21 protein-coding genes and 1 tRNA gene are annotated in these 22,780 nt (G+C 68.8%); 15 read left to right on the top strand and 7 right to left on the bottom strand.

Annotated elements, in window-relative coordinates; genetic code table 11:
* Nucleotides 1-585, bottom strand: coding sequence for a PPA1309 family protein (locus tag EGT67_RS02465; RefSeq protein ID WP_241565853.1), 585 nt, complete (start codon nt 583-585; stop codon nt 1-3).
* Nucleotides 586-810: 225 nt separating this feature from the next.
* Here EGT67_RS02465 and EGT67_RS02460 point away from each other — a divergent pair, with 225 nt between their 5' ends.
* Both EGT67_RS02460 and imm45 read left to right on the top strand, forming a co-directional pair.
* On the top strand, nt 811-3,735 hold the full coding sequence (locus EGT67_RS02460) for a UPF0182 family protein (protein WP_241565877.1): 2,925 nt from the start codon (nt 811-813) through the stop codon (nt 3,733-3,735).
* 144 nt (nt 3,736-3,879) lie between these two features.
* The gene (imm45, locus tag EGT67_RS02455; protein WP_164877463.1) at nt 3,880-4,215 is read left to right on the top strand and encodes an Imm45 family immunity protein; all 336 of its coding nucleotides are present in this window, start codon (nt 3,880-3,882) and stop codon (nt 4,213-4,215) included.
* A gap of 173 nt (nt 4,216-4,388) precedes the next feature.
* Here imm45 and EGT67_RS02450 read toward each other — a convergent pair whose 3' ends face one another.
* Nucleotides 4,389-4,946 (bottom strand): transglycosylase family protein, encoded by a 558-nt coding sequence (locus EGT67_RS02450; RefSeq protein WP_127914427.1) that lies wholly within the window; start codon nt 4,944-4,946, stop codon nt 4,389-4,391.
* A gap of 454 nt (nt 4,947-5,400) precedes the next feature.
* Here EGT67_RS02450 and EGT67_RS02445 point away from each other — a divergent pair.
* Nucleotides 5,401-5,474 (top strand) — tRNA-Met (locus EGT67_RS02445).
* Between the two features lie 164 nt (nt 5,475-5,638).
* On the opposite strand, the gene EGT67_RS02440 is transcribed toward EGT67_RS02445, so the two are convergent.
* Nucleotides 5,639-7,282, bottom strand: coding sequence for an acyl-CoA synthetase (locus EGT67_RS02440; protein ID WP_127914426.1), 1,644 nt, complete (start codon nt 7,280-7,282; stop codon nt 5,639-5,641).
* Nucleotides 7,283-7,405: 123 nt separating this feature from the next.
* Between EGT67_RS02440 and EGT67_RS02435 the strand changes: the two genes are divergently transcribed.
* The 4 genes from EGT67_RS02435 (at nt 7,406) to EGT67_RS02420 (ending at nt 11,096) form a co-directional block, all read left to right on the top strand.
* The gene (locus EGT67_RS02435) at nt 7,406-7,942 is read left to right on the top strand and encodes a hypothetical protein (protein WP_127914425.1); all 537 of its coding nucleotides are present in this window, start codon (nt 7,406-7,408) and stop codon (nt 7,940-7,942) included.
* A 154-nt stretch (nt 7,943-8,096) separates the two neighbouring features.
* On the top strand, nt 8,097-9,593 hold the full coding sequence (locus EGT67_RS02430) for a PepSY-associated TM helix domain-containing protein (protein WP_127914424.1): 1,497 nt from the start codon (nt 8,097-8,099) through the stop codon (nt 9,591-9,593).
* On the top strand, nt 9,590-10,066 hold the full coding sequence (locus EGT67_RS02425) for an Rv2732c family membrane protein (RefSeq protein ID WP_127914423.1): 477 nt from the start codon (nt 9,590-9,592) through the stop codon (nt 10,064-10,066). The genes EGT67_RS02430 and EGT67_RS02425 overlap by 4 nt, the downstream gene beginning before the upstream one ends.
* Before the next feature lie 121 nt (nt 10,067-10,187).
* Nucleotides 10,188-11,096 carry a TIGR03564 family F420-dependent LLM class oxidoreductase gene (locus EGT67_RS02420; RefSeq protein WP_241565876.1) on the top strand — a complete coding sequence of 303 codons (909 nt, stop codon included), beginning with the start codon at nt 10,188-10,190 and terminating at the stop codon, nt 11,094-11,096.
* Between the two features lie 530 nt (nt 11,097-11,626).
* Here the strand turns inward: EGT67_RS02420 and EGT67_RS02415 are convergent.
* Both EGT67_RS02415 and EGT67_RS02410 read right to left on the bottom strand, forming a co-directional pair.
* Nucleotides 11,627-12,832 carry an acyl-CoA dehydrogenase family protein gene (locus tag EGT67_RS02415; protein ID WP_127914421.1) on the bottom strand — a complete coding sequence of 402 codons (1,206 nt, stop codon included), beginning with the start codon at nt 12,830-12,832 and terminating at the stop codon, nt 11,627-11,629.
* Nucleotides 12,833-12,865: 33 nt separating this feature from the next.
* Nucleotides 12,866-14,278: an acyl-CoA dehydrogenase family protein gene (locus tag EGT67_RS02410; protein WP_127914744.1), complete on the bottom strand. Its 1,413-nt coding sequence runs from the start codon at nt 14,276-14,278 to the stop codon at nt 12,866-12,868.
* Between the two features lie 300 nt (nt 14,279-14,578).
* On the opposite strand from EGT67_RS02410, the gene EGT67_RS02405 reads away from it, so the two are divergent.
* From EGT67_RS02405 to EGT67_RS02395, 3 genes are all read left to right on the top strand, one after another.
* Complete coding sequence (locus EGT67_RS02405) at nt 14,579-15,235, top strand: response regulator transcription factor (protein WP_127914743.1); 657 nt, start codon at nt 14,579-14,581, stop codon at nt 15,233-15,235.
* Nucleotides 15,232-16,221, top strand: a complete 990-nt coding sequence (locus EGT67_RS02400; protein ID WP_127914420.1) for a HAMP domain-containing sensor histidine kinase — start codon at nt 15,232-15,234, stop codon at nt 16,219-16,221. The genes EGT67_RS02405 and EGT67_RS02400 overlap by 4 nt, the downstream gene beginning before the upstream one ends.
* 100 nt (nt 16,222-16,321) lie before the next feature.
* Complete coding sequence (locus tag EGT67_RS02395; protein ID WP_127914419.1) at nt 16,322-17,824, top strand: DUF4153 domain-containing protein; 1,503 nt, start codon at nt 16,322-16,324, stop codon at nt 17,822-17,824.
* On the opposite strand, the gene EGT67_RS02390 is transcribed toward EGT67_RS02395, so the two are convergent.
* Nucleotides 17,808-18,134 (bottom strand): hypothetical protein, encoded by a 327-nt coding sequence (locus EGT67_RS02390; RefSeq protein WP_127914418.1) that lies wholly within the window; start codon nt 18,132-18,134, stop codon nt 17,808-17,810. The two genes, EGT67_RS02395 and EGT67_RS02390, sit on opposite strands and share 17 nt — an antisense overlap.
* Before the next feature lie 74 nt (nt 18,135-18,208).
* Here EGT67_RS02390 and EGT67_RS02385 point away from each other — a divergent pair, with 74 nt between their 5' ends.
* On the top strand, nt 18,209-18,577 hold the full coding sequence (locus EGT67_RS02385) for a DUF1304 domain-containing protein (RefSeq protein WP_127914417.1): 369 nt from the start codon (nt 18,209-18,211) through the stop codon (nt 18,575-18,577).
* 7 nt (nt 18,578-18,584) lie between these two features.
* On the opposite strand, the gene hisN is transcribed toward EGT67_RS02385, so the two are convergent.
* Complete coding sequence (gene hisN / locus EGT67_RS02380; protein WP_127914742.1) at nt 18,585-19,409, bottom strand: histidinol-phosphatase; 825 nt, start codon at nt 19,407-19,409, stop codon at nt 18,585-18,587.
* A 54-nt stretch (nt 19,410-19,463) separates the two neighbouring features.
* Between hisN and prfB the strand changes: the two genes are divergently transcribed.
* The 4 genes from prfB (at nt 19,464) to ftsE (ending at nt 22,735) form a co-directional block, all read left to right on the top strand.
* Nucleotides 19,464-20,576, top strand: a complete 1,113-nt coding sequence (gene prfB, locus EGT67_RS02375; protein ID WP_127914416.1) for a peptide chain release factor 2 — start codon at nt 19,464-19,466, stop codon at nt 20,574-20,576.
* Nucleotides 20,577-20,581: 5 nt separating this feature from the next.
* The gene (locus tag EGT67_RS02370) at nt 20,582-21,487 is read left to right on the top strand and encodes a mechanosensitive ion channel family protein (RefSeq protein ID WP_127914415.1); all 906 of its coding nucleotides are present in this window, start codon (nt 20,582-20,584) and stop codon (nt 21,485-21,487) included.
* Complete coding sequence (locus tag EGT67_RS02365) at nt 21,484-21,981, top strand: Rv3103c transmembrane domain-containing protein (RefSeq protein ID WP_127914414.1); 498 nt, start codon at nt 21,484-21,486, stop codon at nt 21,979-21,981. The genes EGT67_RS02370 and EGT67_RS02365 overlap by 4 nt, the downstream gene beginning before the upstream one ends.
* 64 nt (nt 21,982-22,045) lie before the next feature.
* A complete protein-coding gene (gene ftsE / locus EGT67_RS02360) occupies nt 22,046-22,735 on the top strand; it encodes a cell division ATP-binding protein FtsE (RefSeq protein ID WP_127914413.1) in 690 nt (229 codons plus the stop codon).
* Nucleotides 22,736-22,780 lie beyond the last annotated feature (45 nt).

Raw genomic sequence — 22,780 nt, 5'->3', positions numbered from 1 at the left:
CTACTCCTCGTCGGCGTCGAGCGTCGCGTACAGCGCGGCGACGACGCCGGGCGCGAGGTTGTCGTAGGTGCGCAGTTCGACGCCGGCGAACGGGTCGTCGTCGTCGGTGGGGCGCAGTTGCAGCAGCGCGATCGAGGGCCCGTCCCGCAGCACCGCCGCGATCAGCCGCGCCTCCCGACGCTCCGGGTGCTCCTCCGCGGCGGCACGCGCGGCCTCCTCCGCCGCGTGCCGGTCGGCGAGCAGCGGGGCGAGGGTGTCGTCGAGGTCGGATTCGGCCTCCGGCGGCAGGACGACGATCTCCTGCACCAGCGCGCAGCCGACCACCTCGGACGGCCAGGTGGTGGTGGCGAGGAACTCGTCGAGCGCCGGGGAGCCGCCCTCGACGTCGTCGGGCAGCGCACCCTGTTCGATCGGCGTGAGTTCGGCGCCGGCGTCCAGCTGATCGAGCAGTGACGGCTCGGCGGCGGCGACGAGCGCGGTCGGAACGATCGCGAACATCGTGGGCGGTTGGCCCCATCCGCCCGCGTCGACGAAGTCGATCACCTCGTGCACGCATCTGCGCAGGGACTCGTCGGACAGGCTCACGTTCGGGTTGCCTCTGAACGGGTCATCCCCGTGGAATACGCCATCACTATCGATCACGTACTTATCCTTGCACCAGGGGACCGCACCGGTACTCGTCGGTCGTGGTGCTCCCGACGCCCACTGGTTACGTAGAGTGGGACGAAACGGTCACTCTCAGGTGACGCTGGACGGTGCATTGGCTGCGGCGCGAAGGCGTCGCCGGATTGTTGGGAGTGGCAAGTGGGCATGCGGCCCCCCGCCGGATTACCTTCGTTGTCGAAACGCACACGCGTGCTGCTGATCCTGGCGTTGATCGCCGCGGCACTGCTGCTGATCGGCCCCCGGTTCATCGACATCTACACCGACTGGTTGTGGTTCGGTGAGGTCGACTTCCGTGGCGTCTTCAGCAAGGTGATCTTCACCCGATTGGCGCTGTTCGTGATCGTCGGGTTGGTCGTCGGTGCGATCGTCTGGCTGGCGCTGCTGCTGGCCTACCGGTCGCGGCCGATGTTCCTGCCGTCGCCGGGCGCGAACGATCCCGTGGCGCGGTACCGCACCGCCGTGATGACGCGACAGAAGCTGTTCGGAATCGGCATCCCCGTCGTGATCGGCCTGTTCGCCGGCCTGGTCGGCCAGGCCAGTTGGGCGACGGTGCAGATGTTCTTCAACGGCGACTCGTTCGGCGTCACCGATCCGCAGTTCGGCAAGGACATCGGTTTCTACGCGTTCGATCTGCCCTTCTACCAGTTCGTGCTGAACTGGCTCTTCGTCGCGGTCGTCATCGCGTTCTTCGCGAGCCTGATCACGCACTACATCTTCGGTGGCCTGCGGCTGAGCGGGCGGCAGGGCGCGCTGACGCGGTCGGCGCGCGTGCAGTTGGCCATCCTGGCCGGCACGTTCGTGCTACTCAAGGCCGTCTCCTACTGGTTCGACCGGTACGCGCTGCTGTTCAGCAGCCGCAAGGAGCCCACGTTCACCGGTGCCGGCTACACCGACATCAACGCGGTCCTGCCGGCCAAGCTGATCCTGATGGCGATCGCGATCATCTGCGCCATCGCGTTCTTCGCGGCGATCTTCCTGCGCGACCTGCGGATCCCCGCGATGGCGGTGGTCCTGCTGGTGTTCTCGTCGATCCTCGTCGGCGCGGTGTACCCGCTGATCGTCGAGCAGTTCTCGGTCAAGCCGAACGCGGCCGACAAGGAACGCGCCTACATCGAGCGCAACATCGCGGCGACACGGCAGGCGTACGGGATCACCGACGAGACCGTCGAATACGTGCCGTACTCGGGCAAGGCGGAGGAACAGCCCAAGAACGTGCCGTCGGACGTCACCACGATCGCGAACACGCGACTGCTCGACCCGAACATCCTGTCGCCGACGTTCACGGCGCAGCAGCAGCTCAAGAACTTCTACGCGTTCCCCAAGTCGCTCAACATCGACCGGTACGACATGAACGGCGAACTGCGCGACTTCGTCGTCGCCGCACGCGAGCTGTCCCCGTCGAGCCTGCAGGGCAACCAGACGGACTGGATCAACAAGCACACCGTCTACACGCACGGCAACGGTTTCGTGGCCGCCTACGCCAACCAGGTGACGGCGGTGAGCGGTGACGTCCAGAACAACACCGGTGGCTACCCGATCTACAGCGTCAGCGACCTCACGACCAAGCCCGCCGACAAGGCGCTCGAGGTCGAGAACCCGCGCATCTACTACGGCCCGGTGATCGCGGCCTCGGATGCCGACTACGCGATCGTCGGCGGTACGCCGGGCAGCGCGCCCCGCGAGTACGACACCGACGACCAGAAGTACACCTACACCGGTGAGGGCGGCGTCGGGATCGGCAACTGGTTCAACCGGTTGGCGTTCGCGGCCAAGTACACCGAGCGCAACATCCTGTTCTCGGGTGCGATCGGGTCGGATTCGAAGATCATCTACAACCGTGATCCGGCGGAGCGCGTCAACAAGGTGGCACCGTGGCTGACCACTGACGGCACGGTCTACCCGGCCGTCGTGGACGGACGCATGCAGTGGATCGTCGACGCGTACACCACGCTCGACAACTACCCGTACGCGCAGCGCTCGTCGCTCGAGGGACTGGTGCAGGACAGCACCAACCAGGCGACCGGGCGGATGCTGCCGAAGAAGGAGGTGTCGTACATCCGGAACTCGGTGAAGGCGACCGTCGACGCGTACGACGGCACCGTCACGCTGTACCAGGTGGACGACCAGGATCCGGTGCTCAAGGCGTGGATGGGTGTCTTCCCGGACACGGTCAAGCCCAAGTCGGAGGTCTCGGCCGATCTGCAGTCGCACTTCCGGTACCCGGAGGACCTGTTCAAGGTGCAGCGCGAGATGCTCTCGAAGTACCACGTCGACGATCCCGGCGTGTTCTTCGGCAACAACGCGTTCTGGTCGGTGCCGAGCGACCCGACGGTCGACACGGACAAGAACCAGCCGCCGTACTACGTGCTGTCCGGCAACCCGAAGACGGCCAAGCCGCAGTTCGTGCTGACCAGCCCGATGGTCGGCTACCAGCGTGAGCTGCTGTCGGCGTACATCTCGGTGCAGTCGGATCCGGAGAACTACGGCAAGTTCACGGTGCTCCAGTTGCCGACGGAGACGCAGACGCAGGGTCCGCAGCAGGCGCAGTCGGCGATGACGTCGAATCCGCGCGTGGCGAGCGAGTTGTCGCTGCTCAAGCAGTCCAACAAGATCCAGTACGGCAACCTGCTGACGTTGCCGATCGCGGACGGCGGCATCCTGTACGTCGAACCGATCTACACGCAGCGGAATTCGCCGAACGCGTTCCCGCAGCTGGCGCGCGTCATGGTGAGCTTCACCGACACCAACGGCATCAAGGTCGGCTACGCGCCGACGTTGGCCGAGGCGCTGGATCAGGTGTTCGGGTCGGGGACCGGCAACGTCGCGACTGCGCCGAGCGGTGAGACCGCACCGTCGCCGGAGCAGAACGCCGGTCAGACGACGTCGCCGGCGACACCCGCGCCGCCGGCGCCCGGTCAGACCCCGGACAAGGCCGCGGCGGTCGCGCAGTTGGATGCGGCGCTGGCGAATCTGCAGTCGGCGCAGCAGGGCGGCGACTTCAAGGCCTACGGCGACGCGCTCGCGCAGCTGCAGAAGGCGGTCGAGGCGTACCAGAAGGCCGGCGGCTAGACGGTTCGCCGCCAGGAACCGAGGACCGGCGAGAGCTGAAGGGACCCTTCGTGCGCTGCGAGCGCGCGGAGGGTCCCTTCAGTTGCGGGGCTAGGGTGTGCCTGCCGAATGTGTGTCGATACCTAGCCGATGTGGGGAGAGGCCGTGCTGCTCGAGGACTACGACGCCGATCTGGTGCGAGGCGACAGGCTGCGGATCGTCGGCGCGCCGCACGGCGCGGATCACGTCGAACTCATGATCGCCGAGACCCGGGAGCCCGACAGCGGCTGCGAGTTGTGGGTGGTCGGCGGGTACAAGGCCGGACTGGTCTTCCAAGTGCTGCCGCGAGAGTGCAGGCCCCGCGAAGGGGCCGGACTCATCGATATCGGATGGCTCAGGCGGAACTGGGCCACCTGGGTGAATCCGCACTGGCTGCTCCATCAGATCGCTGTCCGGCCCTGGGACGCCGACGAGGACGACGACATCCCTCACGCACTCTGAGCGGAACCGGCCTGAACCCTCGACCTCACTCGCACCCGGGGCTGAGTTGCACCCTGCGCATCCGTCCGGGTGAGAGGCATCGAAGCGATAGTCGCCGAACCGGACGACCGGAAACGCCGGTGGGGCGGCCGTGGCGGCCGCCCCACCGGTTTCGGCGCTGCGAAATACAAGTCCTAGTTGGCGAAGCCGGCCTTGATGTCGGCGAGCACGTTGCCGTGGGTGCCGAGCACCTGCTGGAACTGGTCGCCGTAGCCGTGCTGTGTGGCGACGTCGCCGGCCACCTGGACCGCCTGGTCGAGGTACTCGGCCGCGGTGGCCTGCATCGGGGCGGGCTGCGGGGTGACGACGGCAGGAGCCGGGGTGGGCTCGACGGGTGCCGGTGCCGGTGCGGGCGCGGCCTCGGAGAGGTACTGACCGCACACGGGCCACGCGCCGGGGCCCTGCGACGCGAGGGTGTTCTCGGCGACGCGGATCTGCTCTTCCTTCGACGCGGTGTGCGGGGAGCCGGTGCCGCCGTTGGCCGTCCACGTGCTCTGCGAGAACTGCAGGCCGCCGTAGTAGCCGTTGCCGGTGTTGATGGACCAGTTGCCGCCGCTCTCGCACTGTGCGACGCCGTCCCAGTTGTGGGTCGCGGCGGAGGCGGTGCCGGTGGCCAGGCCGAACGGGACGGCGACGAGGGCGCCGGTCACTGCGGCCATTCCGAGGGCACGCTTGCTGATGCTGATGGTCATGCGGGATGGATCCTCTCCTGCGCCGACGCGAGCGGCCGGCGGGCGACGAGGCGTCGTCCCGGGCGTGCGATCTTCGCGTCCCTGCCCCTCGAAGGGTTTGTCGTGTCCGGTCCCGCGGGGGCAGAGCTGGCAGCGGCGGGGCGGTCGGTCGATGCGCTCGATCATCACGAGCCGGTAACGAACGTACGACAGGGATTCGGCGGGCGTCACCTCGCATGAACAGACCGGTCGACCCGTTCGGTTTCGCTACGGCCGAGCATTTGTGCAGGTGGTGGGGGGTCGTTGCCGAGTCGAATCCGGAGTGTTACATGCTCGTTATGTGAGATGGATTACCGAGTTTTCGTGAACTGCGTCACTCGGATGTCGGTGTCGGGGGCGGGGATGTGCGTCGAATCGGGCCCGCTGCAGGCGATTTGCATTCGGTTCGCCCGCTCGTGTAACTTCGTTCATGCATCGCGGGGTGGAGCAGCTCGGTAGCTCGCTGGGCTCATAACCCAGAGGTCGCAGGTTCAAATCCTGTCCCCGCTACTAAAGAAGGCCCGGAAGTCCAGTTGGACTTCCGGGCCTTCGTGCATGTGGGGGTCAGTTCGCGACCTCGCTCCCGAATTGGTCTCCCGCACGCGCGATCGGGGGTGCGGCGGGTCGTTTCGGGAGCAGCGGCTCGCTCGGTGCGGTTCCGGTGCGATCGAACATCAGTCGGACTCGATCTCCATCGCGATCAGCACCCGCCGCAGCACCTTGCCGGTCGTGTTGCGGGGCAACTCCTCGATGAAGACGACATCTCGGGGCACCTTGTACCGGGCCAGGTTCGCCTTCACGTGTGCACGAATCTCGTCCGCGTCCCGGGCGGACGTCGGCGCGGGCACGACGAACGCACGAAGTCGGTGGCCGAACTGGTCGTCCGCCACGCCGATCACCGCGACATCGAGAACGTCGGGGCGTTCGGAGATGAGGTTCTCCACCTCGAGCGGGTACACGTTCTCGCCGCCGGAGACGATCATGTCGTCGTCGCGGCCGTCGACGAACAGCAGTCCGTCGCGGTCGAAGTGTCCGACGTCGCCGGTGGCGAGCATGCCGTCGATGCGCTGCTTGTCGCGTCCGTCGGTGTAACCCTCGAAGCTCAGCCCGCTCCTGGCGAAGATGCGTCCGACCACGTCGGGTTCGGTGATGCGGTTGCCGTCGTCGTCGAACAGGGCGATGTGGCACGTGGCCGGGACGCGTCCCGCGGTGCCGGGGGCGCGTTCGAGGTCGTCGGGGGTGGCGATGGTGACTGCGGCCACCTCTGTGGAGCCGTAGAAGTTGTAGAGCACCTTCCCGAACGCCTGCTGGGTGCGGATGCTCAGGTCGGGGGAGATTGCCGAGCCGGCAGAGAAGATCACCTTCAGGCTCGAGGTGTCGTACTGCGAGAGCACGTCGGGTCCGAGGTCGACGATTCGCTGCAGCATCGTCGGGACCAGGACGAGCGTGTCGGCGCGGTGCTCGGCGAGCAGGCGCACGGTCGTCTCGGGATCGAATCGGCGCTGCATCACGATGGTGTTTTCGAGTGCGAATCCCAGGACTAGTTGGGAGACGCCGGTGCCGTGGAACGCAGGTGCGGGAACGAGCATGGTCTGCTTGGGGCGCAACGGGATCCGATCCAGGAACTGGGCGGAGGCGAACATTGAGGTGTGAGTGCGCGGCGCGCCCTTCGGGGTGCCGGTGGTTCCGCTGGTGAGGAGGACGAATGCACCCGGTTCCTCCGGGGCGGGAACCGCCTCGGAGGACTGTCCCGCGATGAGATCGTCGAGGGTGCGGGGCGGCGTCTCTGCGGGAGGAGTGTGGACGGGTTCGTCCACCCACGACAGGAACTGGGTGACGTCGGACGGCAAGGCGTCGGCGACCTCGGCGAACTCGCTGTCGAACACGAAGTGGCGCACACCTTCCCGCTTGGCTACGTCGGCGAGTTGGGGGCGGCCGAAGCCGGTGTTCATGAGCACCAGGCGCGCGCCGGACTTCCCGGCGGCGAGCATCGTCAGTAACAGGCCGCGGTGATTGCGGCACATCGCGCCGACGGTGGAGTCGGCGTCGATCCCGGCGGCCTGCCACGCGCGGACGATAGCGTTGGACCGTTCCTCGAGTTCGCGGTAGGTGAGGGGCCCACGTTCGTCGATCATTGCGACGCGGTCGGGGTCCTGTGCGGCGTGGGCGTGCACCGACCCGGCGAAGGGCCCGTACTTGTCGACCGCGAGAATCTCGCGGACGCCCAGGTCGACGCGGGGGAAGGGGATGAGGCCGGAGCGCTGCATCACTCGTACGGCGCTGAGCGTGTCGGTGATCCTCGTCAGAACGTCCTGCATGGTGGCTCCCATCGATGACGTCAGCCCCCTCAGCCTAATGGTGATACGCGTCACAGTTGGTGATCGCTTCCGTCGCGAGTCGGCCGATGTACTAATGGCAGTAGTAGGCGCTAATCTCGCGGGGTGAATTCCCGAGCCGACGCCGTCGCGCACATGCGCGGCATGTTCGTCGGTTCGCTGTCGGGGGCGATCAGCATCGCGGCGCACGGCCTCGGCGGTGGGACTGCCGTACCGAGCGAGGAATCGATCGTGCTCCTGGTCGCGGCGAGCGCGGTGGTCGGTGCCGCCGTCGCGTCCGTGCGCAGCCGTTGCAATCCGTTGGTCCTCCTCGCCGCCGTGCTCGCGGCAGGCCAGGGGATCGGGCACTTCACGCTGACGCTGGCCTCCGATCACGGTCACGGACTGAACCTGCCCCCGCAGATGATCGCGGCACACGCGGCGGCCACCGCCGTCGGCGCGGTGCTGGTCCGGGCGGCCGAGGCTGCACTGCTCGGCGTGATCGCCTCGGTGGTGCGCGTCGTCGTCGCGGTGCTGTCGACGCCACCGGTGCCCGATGTTCGGCGCTGGACGCCCACGGTGGTTCGCCGGGTCGATCCCACCAGTTCGCGCATCGCCCGGGCCGCGGGCGGAACCCGCGGACCTCCCACTCTTTCCTGGTAGCCGCCCGGTCACGTTTCGACGTGCCCGGCATCTGCTGCTGCTTTCACCGCCGACGCCTGCATGCCCGCGCATCCGTGGGGGTGCCCGTCGGCGTGTTCTTCGCGGCGTGCGCTGTCCCGCGCGCCGATCCGAAACCTCAGGAAAGAGCTCTTTCATGCACGCTTCCGAAGGCGTGGGGACCACCCCTGCGCACCTTCCGAACGCCCCGGGCAACCGAACCGAACCGGAGAACTCGTCTCCGGACTCCTCACCGCCGGGCGCGCTCCGCAAGCTGGTCCTCCGCCTGCACTTCTACGCCGGCATCTTCGTCGCACCGTTCCTCGTGATCGCGGCGATCAGCGGCGGGCTGTACGCGATCGCCCCCACGCTCGAGCAGTTTGTCTACCGCGACTACCTGCAGGTCGAGTCGACCGGACCGGCCGCGCCGGTGAGCGCGCAGATCGCCGCCGCGCAGTCCGAGCGTCCCGACCTGACGGTGTCGGCGGTGCGGCCGTCGGTCGAGCAGGGCCAGACCACGCGGGTGCTGTTCACCGATCCGACGCTCGGCGAGTCGGAGCGGCTCGCGGTATTCGTCGACCCGGTGTCGGCGCGGCCGGTGGGCGAACTCGTCGTCTACGGCAGCAGCAGCGCGCTGCCCATGCGGACCTGGATCTCGCAGCTGCACCGGCACCTGCACCTCGGCGAACCCGGCCGGATCTACAGCGAAATCGCCGCGTCGTGGCTGTGGGTGATCGCGCTCGGCGGCGTCTACCTGTGGGTGCGCCGTTATCGGACCGCGAAGGCCCGCAACGGGTCCGCGGCCCCGCGGTTGTGGACGGTCAAGCGTGGGGGACGCGGGCGCAATGGGGCGCTCGGGTGGCACGGCGCGATCGGGCTGTGGATCGCGCTCGGCCTGGTGTTCCTCTCGGCGACGGGCCTGACCTGGTCCAAGTATGCGGGTGAGAACATCGGCGACCTGCGGGCCGACCTCGGCTGGGGCACGCCGTCGGTGTCGAAGTCGCTCGACGGTGCGGAGGCCGCGCCTTCGGGTGGCCACGACGGTCACGGCGGCGGGCACGATGCCGCGGCCGGGGCGGGAATTCTCGACACCAACGTCGCCCGCATCGACGACGTCCTCGCGGTCGCCGCGAACGCGGGCGTGACCGGCGTGGTGGAGGCGTCGATTCCGTCGAAGCCCGACACGGCGTTCACGGTCGCGCAGACGCGGCAGCCGTTCCAGTTCTCGACCGATTCGGTGGCGATCGACGGCGCGACCGGGCAGATCACCGACACCGTGCGGTTCGCGGACTGGCCGTTCGCGGCGAAGCTCACGTTCTGGGCCATCGGCCTGCACATGGGAATCCTCTTCGGCCTGCTCAACCAGATCGCACTGCTGGCGCTCGCCGCGGCACTTCTGGTGGTGATCGTCCTCGGCTACACCATGTGGTGGCTGCGCCGCCCGACCCGCGGCACGCAGCGGTGGGGTCGTCCGCCCGCCCGTGGCGCCCTGCGCGGCCTGCACCCGGTGGCGGTGGGCGCCATTGTGATCGGGTCCGTACTGGTCGGATGGTTCGTGCCGCTGCTGGGGCTGACCCTGCTCGGGTTCGTTGCCGTCGATATGGTTTTCGGTGTGTTTCAACGCAGACGAGCATCGACCGGCACGAACAGATGAGTGACGATCTGTCGCTGCTGCGGCGCGAACTGGCGATGATCGAGGAGCGGGTGGCCCGTGAGGTCGACCCGCGCGGACGGGGCCCGTTCATCGCGGCCACCGTGATGATCCTGCTGATCGCCCTGGCTGCCCCACAGGTCGACGGCCTGCGTGCATGGCAGGTGATGGCCGGCGGGCACCACGAGGTGGCGTCGCTGGCTCGGCTGTTCACGTGGTTCGTGGTCGTGTTCGGGATCGCGGTGTCCGCGCTCGCGGCGTGGACCCGACGCTGGGTGTTCGCGTGGGTCGCGATGGCCGGTGTCACGGTCGGCACGGTCCTCGGGCTGCTCACCTACTGGTCGCAGCACAGCGTCCGCGGTGTCCACGCCGGCAGCATCGGCTACGGCCTGATCGTCGAGTGGGCGGCGATGGCGCTGCTGGCGGTGCTGTGGATCCCGGTCGTCGCCGGCCGCTCCAACGTCATGCAGCGCTGAACTTCTCACACGAAGGGTCCCGTCGCATCGGCGACGGGACCCTTCGCGTTCCGGAATCCGGCCGCGATCCACTTTCGAGCTGGGACACTGCTTTCGGCGTCGTCGGAAGGGGTGGTCGGTGATGGAGATCGGTCGGATGGTGTGGCCTGCCGCACGGCTCGATGAGGTGGTCGAGCGCGTGGCGCGGGTGGAGGCCGACGGATTCGCCGCGGCGTGGGTGCCGCAGATCTTCGGGTGGGACGCGCTGACGGTGCTGGCGCTGGCGGGGGAGCGGACGACGTCGATTCGGTTGGGAACCGCGGTGCTCCCGACCCATCCGACGCACCCGTTGCTGCTGGCGGCGTCCGCGCTCACCACTCAGGCGGCGGTCGGTGGACGCCTGCAACTCGGGATCGGCGTCTCGCATCGGTTCATCGTCGAGGACGTGTGGGGCCTCAGCTTCGACCGCCCGGTGCAGTGGGCGCGGGACTACCTGGCGGCGCTGGTGCCGACACTGCACGGGGAGCGGACGCACGTCGACGGTGTGCGGTTGCGGGCCGAGTTGCCCCGTCCACTCGACACTTTCGACACCCCGGCCCCGCCGGTGCTCGTGGCCGCGCTGGGCCCGGCGATGCTGCGACTGGCCGGCGAGCACGCCGACGGCACCGTCACCCTGATGACCGGCACTCGCACGGTCGCCGAACACATCGTCCCGGGCATCAGCGTCGCCGCGGCGGCCGCCGGCCGTCCCGCTCCGCGGATCGTGGTGGGCCTGCCGATCTGCGTGACGTCGGACGCGGACGTGGCGCGGCAACGGTGCCGGGAGGAGTTCGCGGCGTACACCAACACGCCCTCGTACCGGGCCATGCTCGACAAGGAGGGTGCGGCAGATCCGGCGGACGTCGCGCTGATCGGGACGCGCGGCGAGGTGCTCGAGCGGCTCGACGCCTTGCGCGACGCCGGGGCCACCGAGTACATGTCCTGGGTCTTCGGGACCGACGAGGAGCAGGCGGCGACGGTCGCGTGTCTGCAGGACTACGTGCGCCGCTGACGTCGACGGGGAATTCCCGATCGACAAATCGGTGGAATGTTCCGATAGTCCCTTTTCTGTCCGATGAATCCGGCATTTCCATGCGCGGCACCGAAAGTCGCTTCTATCGGGACTTGTGGGCAAATCCGAGACACGCCTGGTGCCGGGCGGTTATCGTCGGAAAGTCTTGCTCGGAAAGTTCGACCGCGGAGCGAGAAGAGCTCGGCATATGCGCCGATTCCGGGTGTGCCTGCTCTGGAATTGACGGTGCCGCTTCAATTCCTGAATCGCAGGGTGTCGTGTCCTTCCGTTCCGCGATGCCGTCGGGTCGTTCGTCTGCTCGGCCCGGGTTGTCGAGGCTGCCGACAGGATGCACAAACGCCCGTGAGGGATATCGCCTCCTGAGTCCTCCGGGGTGAACCTCCTCCCGCGACCCATGCGCGGGAGGTGGTTTGCTGTTCGGGGCTCCCCGTCGCCGCGGACGAATCCGTCCCCGCCGCTGCGGGAGCGACGGGGACGGATTCGAATCGTCAGAGGTGTTCCTGCGCGGGCTACTTCAGTTCGGCCGACGTCTTGCCGAGCAGGCGCCGGGCGATGATGAGCTGCTGGATCTGCTGCGTTCCCTCGAAGATGTCGAGGATCTTGCTGTCGCGGGCCCACTTCTCGAGCAGAGGGCGCTGCGAGTAGCCCAACGTGCTGGCCAGTTCGACGGCCTTGAGTGACACCGCGGTTCCGGTGCGGCCGGCCTTCGCCTTGGACATCGACGCCTCGAGCGAGTTCGGCTTCTTGTTGTCGGCCATCCAGGTGGCGCGCAGCGCCAGCAGGTACGACGCCTCCCAGTCGGCCTCGAGCGCCAGGAACTCGGCGGCCGCGGCGTGCTGGTTGTAGGCGGGGGTGTCGTACGAGATCTCGACGCCGGCCTCCTCCAGGATGCCGCGCAGTTCCTCGAGCGCGGCGCGGCCGAGGCCGATCGCCATGCCCGCGACGATGGGTCGGGTGTTGTCGAAGGTCTGCATGACCCCGCCGAAGCCCTTCTCCACGTTCACTTCCGGGTCGCCGAGGATGTTGTCCTTGGGGATCCGGCAGTCCTGGAGCAGCAGCACCGCGGTGTCGGATGCCTTGATGCCGAGCTTGTGCTCGAGGCGGGCCACGCTCAGGCCCGGTGCCTCGCGCGGCACGACGAACGACTTGATCGCGGCGCGGCCCTTGGTCTTGTCGACTGTCGCCCACACCACGATGTGGCTGGAGCGCTCTCCGGCGGTGACGAAGATCTTCTCGCCGTTGAGGACCCACTCGTCGCCGTCGAGCACGGCAGTGGTGGTGACGGCCGCCGAGTCGGAGCCGAAGCTGGGCTCAGTGATGGCCATCGACGCCCACACCTTGCCGAACCGCTCGAGCTGCTCGTCGGTGGCGACCGCGGCGATCGCCGAGTTGCCCAGGCCCTGGTAGGGGATGGACAGGGTCAGACCCACGTCGCCCCAACAGGTCTCGATCACGTTCATCAGCGATGCCATGTTGCCGCCGTTGGCGTTGCCGACCACCTTGGGCTCGTCACCGCGGCCCAGGGCGGCGCCGGACGCGCCCTGGCCGGAGTCGCCCAGGCCCTCGACCATCGCCGCCATGGTGTCGAGCTCCACCGGGTACTCGTGCTCGGCGAGGTCGTACTTGCGGGACACGGGACGGAGGATCTGGGCCGCGACCTGATGCGCCTGGTTCGCCGAGGCCCGCAGCTTCTTGGGAAGTTCGAGATTGATCATCGAAAGGTCTCCTGTAGACGGATCGGGTCGGCGTCAGATGAGGACGATGCCCTCGGCTACGCCGATGGCTCGCAGGTCGCGGTACCAGCGCTCCACCGGGTGCTCCTTGGTGTAGCCGTGGCCGCCGAGCAACTGGACACCGTCCAGGCCGATCTGCATGCCCTTGTCCGATGCGAGCTTTCGGGCCAGCGCGGCCTCGCGGGCGAACGACAGGCCCTGCTCCGCGCGGGATGCGCCGCGGAGCGTCACCAGTCGCATGCTGTCGAGTTCGATCCCGATGTTCGCGACCATGAACGCCACCGCCTGACGGTGGCTGATCGGCTCACCGAACGCCTCCCGCTCGTTGACGTAGGGGATCACGTAGTCGAGCACGGCCTGGCTGGTGCCCACCGCGAGCGACGCCCAGCCCAGGCGCGCGAGACGGACGGCGTCGGCGTACTCGCGCGCACGCTGGTCGGCGTCGCCGTCGCCGAGGATCGCCGACTCCGGCACAGCGACGTCGGTGAGGATCAGCCGGCCCAGACCGGCGGCGCGCAGACCCATGCTCGGATCCGCCTCGACGACGAGGCCCTTGGTGTCGGACTCGACGATGAAGAACGCCGGGCGGCCGTCGAGTTCCGCGGCGACGACGAACAGCTCCGCCGAACCCGCGGCCGGCACGAGGGACTTGACGCCGTTGAGCTTGTAGCCGCTGGGGGAACGGACCGCCTTGGTCTGCGGCGCGAACGGGTCGAACAGCGCGCGCGGCTCGCTCACCACCACGGCGGCGGCCGGAACGCTGTCCCCGGCGAACGCGGGCAGGTACGTCTGCTGCTGCGCGTCGGTGCCCCACTGGGTGAGGGCGACCGCGACGCCGCTCGGCGCGAGGATCGGCAGTGCCAATCCCATGTCGCCGTGGGCGAGGGCCTCGGCCACCAGCGAGTTGGTGACCGCGCCGCGCTCGGACGCCACACCCTCGAACTCCTCGGGGATGTTGATGAGCGTGATGCCCAGTTCCGCGGAGCGCTTCAGCAGGTCGACGGGCGCCTCGGTGGCCTCGTCGGCGTCGTGCGCGGCGGGCCGCAGGATCTCGGCCGAGAAATCGCGCACCGTCTCGACGATCATCTGCTGTTCGTCGTTCGGTGTCAGGTCGAAGTAGCCGGCGTTCTTGGCGGCGCCGTCGGGCAGGCGCTTGGGTGCGCCGCCGCCGGACACGCGGTTGAACGTGCGGGTCGCGGCACCGAGCGTCTTGAAGCCGGTCTTGGTGCCCTCGTAGGTGACGCGGTCGATGACCTGTCGCAAGTTGTACTTCTCGGCCAGGTCGGATCCGGTGATCCGGGTGAGGACCCGCATCGCTGCGCCCATCGCGTCGCGCTTGACCGGGTTCAAGCCGACCGCCGAGGTGTCGCGGGGCTCACGCTTGGCGCCGTTCGTCTTCACAACGTCTTGCTTGCTCATGATGACCATTTCTCGCGGTTCGGTCTCGGACGCCACTACCTTACTCCGGAGTAAGAAACGAAGTCGAGTCAACCCGAAAAGTGACTAGCCTCACGATTCGGTCGGCGCCCACCCGCGTTTCGCGCACTTGTCGCGGGATCTTGGGTCCTGGGACCGCGACAAGTGCGCAAAACGCGGGCAGGGAGGGGCCGGGGGTGCGCGGGGACGTGAAAACCTGCACACAACCTTCACAACTCCTCCCGGGCATCCCCACAACCGCGAAATACAGTCGAATCCGTGATCAGCAGCGAACCGGGTAGCCAGCGCAGAGTGCTCGTCGTCGACGACGAACGCACGATCTCAGATTCGATCGCCGCGCGTTTGCGGGCGGAGGGCTACGACGTTCGGATCGCGTCCGACGGACCCGGCGCGGTCGCGGAGTGTGAGGCGTTCGGCCCCGACCTGGTCGTGCTCGACGTCATGCTGCCGGGCTTCGACGGCCTCGAGGTGTGCCGCCGCATCCAGGCGTCCCGCGCGGTCCCGGTACTGATGCTCACTGCCCGCGCCGACGAGACCGACATGGTGATCGGGCTCGGGGTGGGCGCCGACGACTACCTGAGCAAGCCGTTCAGCATGCGGGTGCTGGTCGCGCGGATCGCGGCACTGCTGCGTCGAGCCGACCGTGCGGCGGAGTCCGAGGTGCTGGTGTTCGGCGACGTGTCGATCGACCTCACTGCGCGCCTGGTCCGATCCGTCGGCGTCGAGATCCATCTCACCCGGACCGAATTCGACCTGCTCGTGCATCTCGCATCGCGGCCGCGTGCCGCGATTGCCCGCGAGACCCTGCTCGCGCAGGTGTGGGGCTGGGGCGACGCCGCGAGCAGTCGCACGGTCGACAGCCACGTGAAGGCGTTGCGTCGCAAGCTCGGTGGCGACCTGATCCGCACGGTGCACGGCGTCGGGTACGCGCTGGAGGTGCCGCGATGAATTGGCCCCGTCCCTTGGACCCGTTGCGCTCGTTCAAGGCCAAGACCGGACTGCTGGTGGTTGCGTCGCTGCTCCTCTCGTCGGTGACGTTCTGGATCACCTCGCAGTGGCAGTTCCGGTTCGCGCTTCTCGCGGCCCTCGTCGCGGCCCTGGTGGTGACGCAGGTGCTCGCGCACGGGATGACGTCCCCGCTGCGAGAGATGACCGCCGCCGCGAAGGCGATGGCGACCGGCGACTACTCGCGTCGCGTCCGCGCCACCTCCCGGGACGAGATCGGACAACTGGCGACGGCGTTCAACCAGATGGCGGAGGACCTCGAGGCGCACGACCGATACCGGCGGGAGTTGATCGGCAACGTCTCGCACGAGTTGCGCACCCCGATCGCGGCCCTGCAGGCGGTGCTCGAGAACGTGGTCGACGGCGTCGAGGTTCCCGACGAGTCGACGATGCGCTCGGCGCTCGCGCAGACCGAGCGGCTGGGCGGTCTGGTCGCGGACCTGCTGGACCTGTCGCGCCTCGAGGGCGGCGTCGTTCCGTTGCAGCGCGACACCTTCGAGATCGAACCGTTCCTCGACGACGTGATCCGGCACGTGTCCAGTCCGGCGCGGCCGCTGCGGGTGGTCGTGGACGTCGCGCCGGCGGGCCTACGCGCCGTCGCGGACACCGCTCGACTGCACCAGGTCGTCACCAACCTCGTCGACAACGCGGCGCGACACGCATCGCCCGACTCGCCCGTGCGCATCACGGTTCGCGTCGAACCGCATGCGGGGGAGTTGATCCTGGACGTGTACGACGACGGCCCGGGCATCCCCGTCGCGGACCGTTCCCGGGTGTTCGAACGCTTCGCTCGCGGCGGCGCCCAGGACGGTGGGACCGGTCTGGGACTCGCGATCGCCCGATGGGCGGTGGAACTGCACGCGGGCCGCATCGAGGTGCTCGACACGGCGGCCGGCTGCTGCATCCGGGTGGCACTGCCCCAGACGTAGACACACATCACGACCGAATTCCGTTCGGGGTGACACCTTTTCCGGTCGCCCCGCGATGACGCCTGCCGTCCGACGGCCGGGCGTGGACGAGGAGGACGACATGACCGCACCGACGACCCGGCGACCCGAGACCCCCGACATCGCCGACGACGTGGGACTGACGCTGTGGCCGCGCGACGTCTGGCGCCGCGACCGGACATCGATGGCGCCCCGCGTGACGATCGCGGCCGCACTGGGTGCGGGGGCCTTCGCGGCTCTCGCCGTGCAGACGACCGCGGCGAGCATCGCCTGGCTCCTGACCGGTGCCGCGGTGGCGGCGACCGCCTTCGCGACGGTGCGTCCGCGTCCCACCCCGGCTCAGCTCACCGCCGTCCTGGGCGCGATCGCGCTGCTCGCGGTGGCCGCGGTCCGCGGCGCCGACTGGCTGGTCGCCCTGTGTGTGGTGGCGAGCTGGGCCGTCGGATCGATTGCGCTGGTCGGGGGGTGGACATGGACCGGGCTGGCGTTCGGGTCCCTCGCGCTCTGGTTCACCCCACCGCGGCTGGTCGGTTGGGTACGGCGCGGGCGCGCCCGGACGCGCACCGGGCGCGGCGTGAAGCCCGGTCGGGTGATCGCGGTGGCGGTGATCAGCGTCGCGCTCGTGGCGTTGTTCGGCTCGTTGTTCGTGAGCGCGGATCCGGAGTTCGGCAGGCTGTTCGACTCCGTGCTGCCCGACGTCCGGGTGACGAATCCCGCCGGCCGCCTGCTCCTCGGGTTCCTCGTCGCGCTGACCGCGCTGGCGTCCGCGTATCTGCGGCGACGCACCCCGAGTTTCGACACCCTGGCGCCCGGACCGGGTCGGCCGATCGCGCGCTGGGAGTGGGCGGTGCCGCTGGCGGCGCTGAACCTGCTGTTCGCCGGCTTCGTCGCCGTTCAGGTGCGGGTGTTGTTCGGCGGCGACCGGCACGTGCGTGACACGGTCGGACTGACCTACGCGAACTACGCGCGACAGGGGTTCTGGCAACTCGCGGCGGTCACCGTCCTCACGTTGGTGGTCGTGGCGGTCTCCATGCGCAAGGTGGACCGGGGGAGCGCCGCGGATCGGGCGCCGGCGCGGGTCCTGCTCGGCCTGCTCTGCGCACTGAGCCTCGTGGTCGTCGCGTCGGCGGTGCATCGGATGGCGCTGTACGAGAACGAGTTCGGGTTCACCCGGCTGCGGCTGGGCGTGATGGCGACGGAGCTGTGGCTGGGCGCGGTGTTCGTGCTGCTGATCGGTGCGGGTATCCGGTTCTCGGCGCGGTGGCTTCCGCGCGCGGTGCTGGCGTCCGCCGCGATCGGTCTGCTCGGCTTCGCCGCGCTGAACCCGGACGGCTACATCGCGGAGCGAAACGTCGCGCGGTACGCCGAGACCGGCAAGCTCGACGTCGAATACCTGCGCGGGCTGTCCGTGGACGCGGTGCCCGCGCTCGATCGGCTCCCCGAACCGGCGCGCTCGTGCGCGCTGATCGGCATCGACGCCGGTGACCCCGACGCGGGGTTCGACTACAACGCGGCCCGGTCGCGGGCACACGAGATCCTCGCGGACCGTCCGATCGGACCCTGCCCGGTCAACTCCACGGAGTGATCGGCGGCTTGACCCACATGATCTTCTCGTCGGCGTGCGGGCGGACGGCGCGCGGATCGTCGGGATGGCTCGACGCCCAGCGTGTCTTCTCGTCGATCAGCTGCGCGGCCACCGTCCACGTCTCGCCGGTGCTCGGTGGATTCGCGCCGGCCGCGCGGGCCAGTTTGCGGAGCCGATCGTCGGGCAGGTCGAGCAGTTCGGTGCCGGTGATGCCGCGCTCCCACGCGAACCGCGCCAGTTCCAGCGCCTTCTCCCGACGCTTGCGGCTCGCCTGATCTGTGTGGGCGAAGTCGACCTCGTCGGCGTCCATGCGTGTCACTCCCGTGCTGTTCTGCGGCCGCGATTGTGCCGCGGCGGTCGCGTCGAGTGTGACACCGTGGACGGATGCCGGTGATCGCGCAGGTCTTCGCCGCATTGGCCGCGGCTCTGCACGTGGTGATCTTCGCGATGGAGAGCGTGCTGTGGAGGCGGCCGCAGGTGTGGCGGCGGTTCGGTCTCGCCAACCAACGCGACGCCGACGTCGCCCGCCCGCTCGCCTACAACCAGGGGTTCTACAACCTCTTCCTGGCGCTCGGCATCATCGCCGGACTGATCGTCGGCGACACCGGCGGTGACGCGGTGGTGCTGTTCTGCTGCGCCGCGATCGTCGGGGCCGCCGTCGTCCTCGCCTCGACCGGGGCCCGCTACCTGCAGGCCGCGGTGGTCCAGGGCATCACCCCGGCCCTCGCGCTCGTCACCGCCGCCGTGTTCTGACCGCGATTCAGCGGAGGCGGGCGAGGACCTCGTCGTGCAGCAGGCCGTTGGTGGCGACGGCGCTGCCACCGTGCGGGCCGTCGGTGCCCTCGAGGCTCGTGAAGCGTCCGCCGGCCTCGCGGACCAGCAGGTCCAGCGGGGCGAGATCCCACAGCGACACCTCGGGTTCGGCGGCGATCTCGAGCGTGCCCTCGGCGAGCAGGCAGTAGGAGAAGAAGTCGCCGTAGCCGCGGATCCGCCACACGTCGTCGGTCAGGTCGACGAACTGCTCCCGGATCCCGCGGTCCTTCCACCCCGACAGCGACGAGAACGCCAGGCTCGACGACGCCAGGTCGCGCACCCCGGACACCGACAGCCGGCGTGCGTCGCCGCCGTCGTACGACGCCCACGCGCCCTCGCCGGACGACGCCCACCAGCGGCGGTTCAGTGCCGGGGCGCTCACCACACCGACGACGGGCACGCCGTCCTCGAGCAGCGCGATCAGGCTGGCCCACACCGGGACGCCGCGGACGAAGTTCTTGGTGCCGTCGATCGGGTCGATCACCCACTGCCGGCCCTCGAACTTCGCGTCGCCGCCGAACTCCTCGCCGAGCACCGCGTCGGCCGGGCGTTCGACCGTCAACGTCGCGCGCAGGGCCTTCTCCACGGCCAGGTCCGCGTCGGAGACCGGCGTGAGGTCCGGCTTCGCGTCGACCTTCAGGTCCAACGCCCCGAAGCGGGCGCGGGTGATGGTGTCAGCTTCGTCGGCGAGGCGGAGAGCGAGTTCCAGATCGGTCACCCGTTCGACGCTACTGCACGCCACTTCGGTGGCCGTCGGGCCGCGCGCGGACATCGTGTGGTCGGTGCAACGGCGGCCCGCGTGATTCACCCGGTAGCCTGGATAACTGTGCATCCTGATGTTTCCGCTGACCTCGCCGAGCTCGACACCACTCTGACCACGGTCGAGAAGGTCCTCGATATCGAGGAGCTGCGCCGCCGCATCGACGAACTCGAGCACCAGGCGTCCGATCCCGATCTGTGGAACGACCAGGAGCACGCGCAGAAGGTGACGAGCCAGCTGTCGCACGCGCAGGCCGAGCTGCGCCGCGTGGAGGAGCTGCGTTCGCGCCTCGACGACATGACGGTTCTGTACGAACTCGCCGAGGAGGAGGGGCCGGAGGCGGTCGCCGACGTCCACACCGAGCGGGCGCAGCTGCGCACCGACATCGAGGCGATGGAAGTCAAGACGATGCTCTCGGGCGAGTACGACCAGCGTGACGCGCTCGTCAACATCCGCGCCGGCGCCGGCGGCGTCGACGCCGCGGACTGGGCCGAGATGCTCATGCGCATGTACATCCGCTGGGCCGAGAAGCGCGGCTACGGCGTCGAGGTCTACGACACCTCGTACGCGGAAGAGGCCGGCATCAAGAGCGCCACCTTCGCGGTCAAGGCCCCCTACAGCTACGGCACCCTGTCGATCGAGATGGGCACGCACCGCCTGGTGCGCATCAGCCCGTTCGACAACCAGGGCCGCCGCCAGACCTCATTCGCCGAGGTCGAGGTCCTGCCGGTCGTGGAGACCACCGACCACATCGACATCGACGAGAACGACGTCCGCGTCGACGTCTACCGCTCGTCCGGCCCGGGTGGCCAGTCGGTCAACACGACCGACTCGGCGGTGCGCCTGACGCACATCCCCACCGGCATCGTCGTCACCTGCCAGAACGAGAAGTCGCAGCTGCAGAACAAGGTGTCCGCGATGCGGGTCCTGCAGGCCAAGCTGCTCGAGCGCAAGCGCCAGGAGGAGCGCGCCGAGATGGATGCGCTCAAGGGCGACGGCGGCAGCTCGTGGGGCAACCAGATGCGTTCGTACGTGCTGCACCCGTACCAGATGGTCAAGGACCTGCGGACCGAATACGAGGTCAACAACCCGTCGGCCGTTCTCGACGGTGAGCTCGACGGATTCATCGAGGCCGGCATTCGCTGGCGGATGAGCGAAGCGCAGGAAGCCCAAGCCTAGGTCGTATGCACACCACGTTCCTCGCCCAGACCCCCATCGCCCCGCTGAATCGACTGCTCGACTGGCTGGAGACCACCGGACTCCAGATCGCGTTGACGGTCCTCGGTGCGCTGATCGTCGCCCGCTTCGTCAGCTGGGCGGGCGGCCGCATCACCCAGCGCATCGACGACAACTACCAGCAGGGCGACGCCCTGGTCCGCTCCGAGGCGACCAAGCACCGGCACTCGGTGGCGCAGGTCGTCACGTGGGTCATCATCACGATGGTCTACGTGATCGCGGTGGTGAAGGTGCTCGCCCAACTCGGCCTGCCCATCGGCAGCCTGGTGGCCCCGGCGACGGTCCTCGGTGCCGCGCTCGGTTTCGGTGCGCAGCGCGTGGTCCAGGACATCCTGGCCGGGTTCTTCATCATCACCGAGCGCCAGTACGGGTTCGGTGACACCGTCCAGATCGCGGTCACCGGTTCGTCGAAGGACGCCGAGGGTGTCATCGAGGACGTCACACTGCGCGTGACCCGGATGCGGAACGCGGACGGCGAGGTCATCACGGTCCCGAACGGCCAGATCGTCAAGGCCGTCAACCTGTCCAAGGACTGGGCGCGGGCCGTCGTCGACGTGCCGATCCCGGCGACCGCCGACATCAACCACGTCAACGACCTCCTGCACCGCGTCGGCGTCGACGCCTACGAGGACAAGGCGCTGCGGCCGCTGCTGCTCGACACCCCGACCGTGATGGGCGTCGAGAGTCTCGAGATGGACCAGGTGAGCATCCGGTTGGTCGCACGGACGTTGCCGGGCAAGCAGTTCCAGGTGGGCCGCGCGCTGCGGGTCCGCGTCGTGACGGCCCTGCGCCGAGCGGGCATCACGGTCTCGGCCGAACTCGAGAACGACCCGGTGGAAGAGGGCGCCGAATGAGCCCGCAGGAGAAGATGTCGCAGCTGTGGGGACGGATTCCCCGCAGGATGTTCGGCGGTCGGATGCGCACCACGACGGTCGTCATGTGTGTGCTGTGGCTGGCACTGGCCACCCTGAACTCCTATCTGATCGATCGGGCAAACGCGGCGAACGCTGAGAAGGAGCGCTTGCAGCGGACCGGCGTGGAGCAGAGTCAGATCTACGACCCGGCACCCGCCGGGAGCGCGCAGACGTCGACCGCCACCACCACGACGACACTGCCGCCGTCCGAGACCTCCACGCCGTCCACCCCGCCGTCGCAGTCGGAGACGAATCGCACGGACCGGCAGTCCGGGCCGACGACGACCACGCCGGATGCCGGTCGTGGCGCGACGACCCGGCAGGAGACGTCGGGCCAGTCGACGACCACGACGGAGGCCCCGCAGCAGTCGGAGGAACCGCCCGGAACCACGGCCGGCGCCGAGGCGACCACGGTTCCGAGCCCCGAAGGCTGACGTCACCGGGCGGGGCGCGTCGTTGCCCTAGATCACCGTTAGATAACGGCTAGACTGGCTCCTCGTGATCAGCGTCAAGGATGTCTCGAAGTTCTACAAGGCCTCCACTCGGCCGGCACTGGACAAGGTGAGCGTCGAGATCGACAAGGGCGAGTTCGTGTTCCTGATCGGGCCGTCCGGCTCGGGCAAGAGCACGTTCATGCAGCTCCTGCTCAAGGAGGAGACGCCCACCTCCGGGGATATCTACGTCGCCGACTTCCACGTCAACAAGCTGTCCGGTCGGCGCGTGCCGAAGCTGCGGCAGAGCGTCGGATACGTGTTCCAGGACTTCCGGTTGCTGCCCAACAAGACGGTGTCGCAGAACGTCGCGTTCGCGCTCGAGGTGATCGGCAAGTCCCGGTCGGTGATCGAGCGGACCGTCCCGGAGGTGCTCGAACTCGTCGGTCTCTCCGGCAAGGCCGACCGCATGCCCAACGAGCTTTCGGGCGGCGAGCAGCAGCGTGTCGCGATCGCCCGCGCGTTCGTGAACCGCCCGCTGGTGCTGCTCGCCGACGAGCCCACCGGCAACCTCGACCCCGATACCAGCGCCGACATCATGTTGCTGCTCGAGCGGATCAACCGCACCGGCACCACCGTGCTCATGGCGACGCACGACCACCACATCGTCGACTCGATGCGCCGGCGCGTCGTCGAACTCGACCTCGGTCGGGTGGTGCGCGACGAAGCGCGAGGCGTGTACGCCGTCGGCCGCTAGGCCCCGGCACACGTCAGCCGACACCGCGGCAGACATCCGCCATCG

This window comes from Prescottella agglutinans (assembly GCF_004011865.1).
Lineage (GTDB): Bacteria > Actinomycetota > Actinomycetes > Mycobacteriales > Mycobacteriaceae > Prescottella > Prescottella agglutinans.
Note: the sequence above shows the minus strand (reverse complement) of the source record. Positions and strands in the feature narration are given on the sequence as shown.

Bases quoted from the DNA above. Each gene is read 5' to 3' on its own strand.
- EGT67_RS02425 (WP_127914423.1), top strand. From the start codon at position 9,590: ATGAGTGACGATCTGTCGCTGCTGCGGCGCGAACTGGCGATGATCGAG.
- EGT67_RS02400 (WP_127914420.1), top strand. From the start codon at position 15,232: ATGAATTGGCCCCGTCCCTTGGACCCGTTGCGCTCGTTCAAGGCCAAG.
- hisN (WP_127914742.1), bottom strand. From the start codon at position 19,409: ATGTCCGCGCGCGGCCCGACGGCCACCGAAGTGGCGTGCAGTAGCGTC.
- EGT67_RS02395 (WP_127914419.1), top strand. From the start codon at position 16,322: ATGACCGCACCGACGACCCGGCGACCCGAGACCCCCGACATCGCCGAC.
- EGT67_RS02385 (WP_127914417.1), top strand. From the start codon at position 18,209: ATGCCGGTGATCGCGCAGGTCTTCGCCGCATTGGCCGCGGCTCTGCAC.
- EGT67_RS02450 (WP_127914427.1), bottom strand. From the start codon at position 4,946: ATGACCATCAGCATCAGCAAGCGTGCCCTCGGAATGGCCGCAGTGACC.
- EGT67_RS02415 (WP_127914421.1), bottom strand. From the start codon at position 12,832: ATGATCAATCTCGAACTTCCCAAGAAGCTGCGGGCCTCGGCGAACCAG.
- EGT67_RS02365 (WP_127914414.1), top strand. From the start codon at position 21,484: ATGAGCCCGCAGGAGAAGATGTCGCAGCTGTGGGGACGGATTCCCCGC.
- EGT67_RS02420 (WP_241565876.1), top strand. From the start codon at position 10,188: ATGGAGATCGGTCGGATGGTGTGGCCTGCCGCACGGCTCGATGAGGTG.
- EGT67_RS02410 (WP_127914744.1), bottom strand. From the start codon at position 14,278: ATGGTCATCATGAGCAAGCAAGACGTTGTGAAGACGAACGGCGCCAAG.
- EGT67_RS02390 (WP_127914418.1), bottom strand. From the start codon at position 18,134: ATGGACGCCGACGAGGTCGACTTCGCCCACACAGATCAGGCGAGCCGC.
- EGT67_RS02460 (WP_241565877.1), top strand. From the start codon at position 811: ATGCGGCCCCCCGCCGGATTACCTTCGTTGTCGAAACGCACACGCGTG.
- EGT67_RS02440 (WP_127914426.1), bottom strand. From the start codon at position 7,282: ATGCAGGACGTTCTGACGAGGATCACCGACACGCTCAGCGCCGTACGA.
- EGT67_RS02370 (WP_127914415.1), top strand. From the start codon at position 20,582: ATGCACACCACGTTCCTCGCCCAGACCCCCATCGCCCCGCTGAATCGA.
- EGT67_RS02430 (WP_127914424.1), top strand. From the start codon at position 8,097: ATGCACGCTTCCGAAGGCGTGGGGACCACCCCTGCGCACCTTCCGAAC.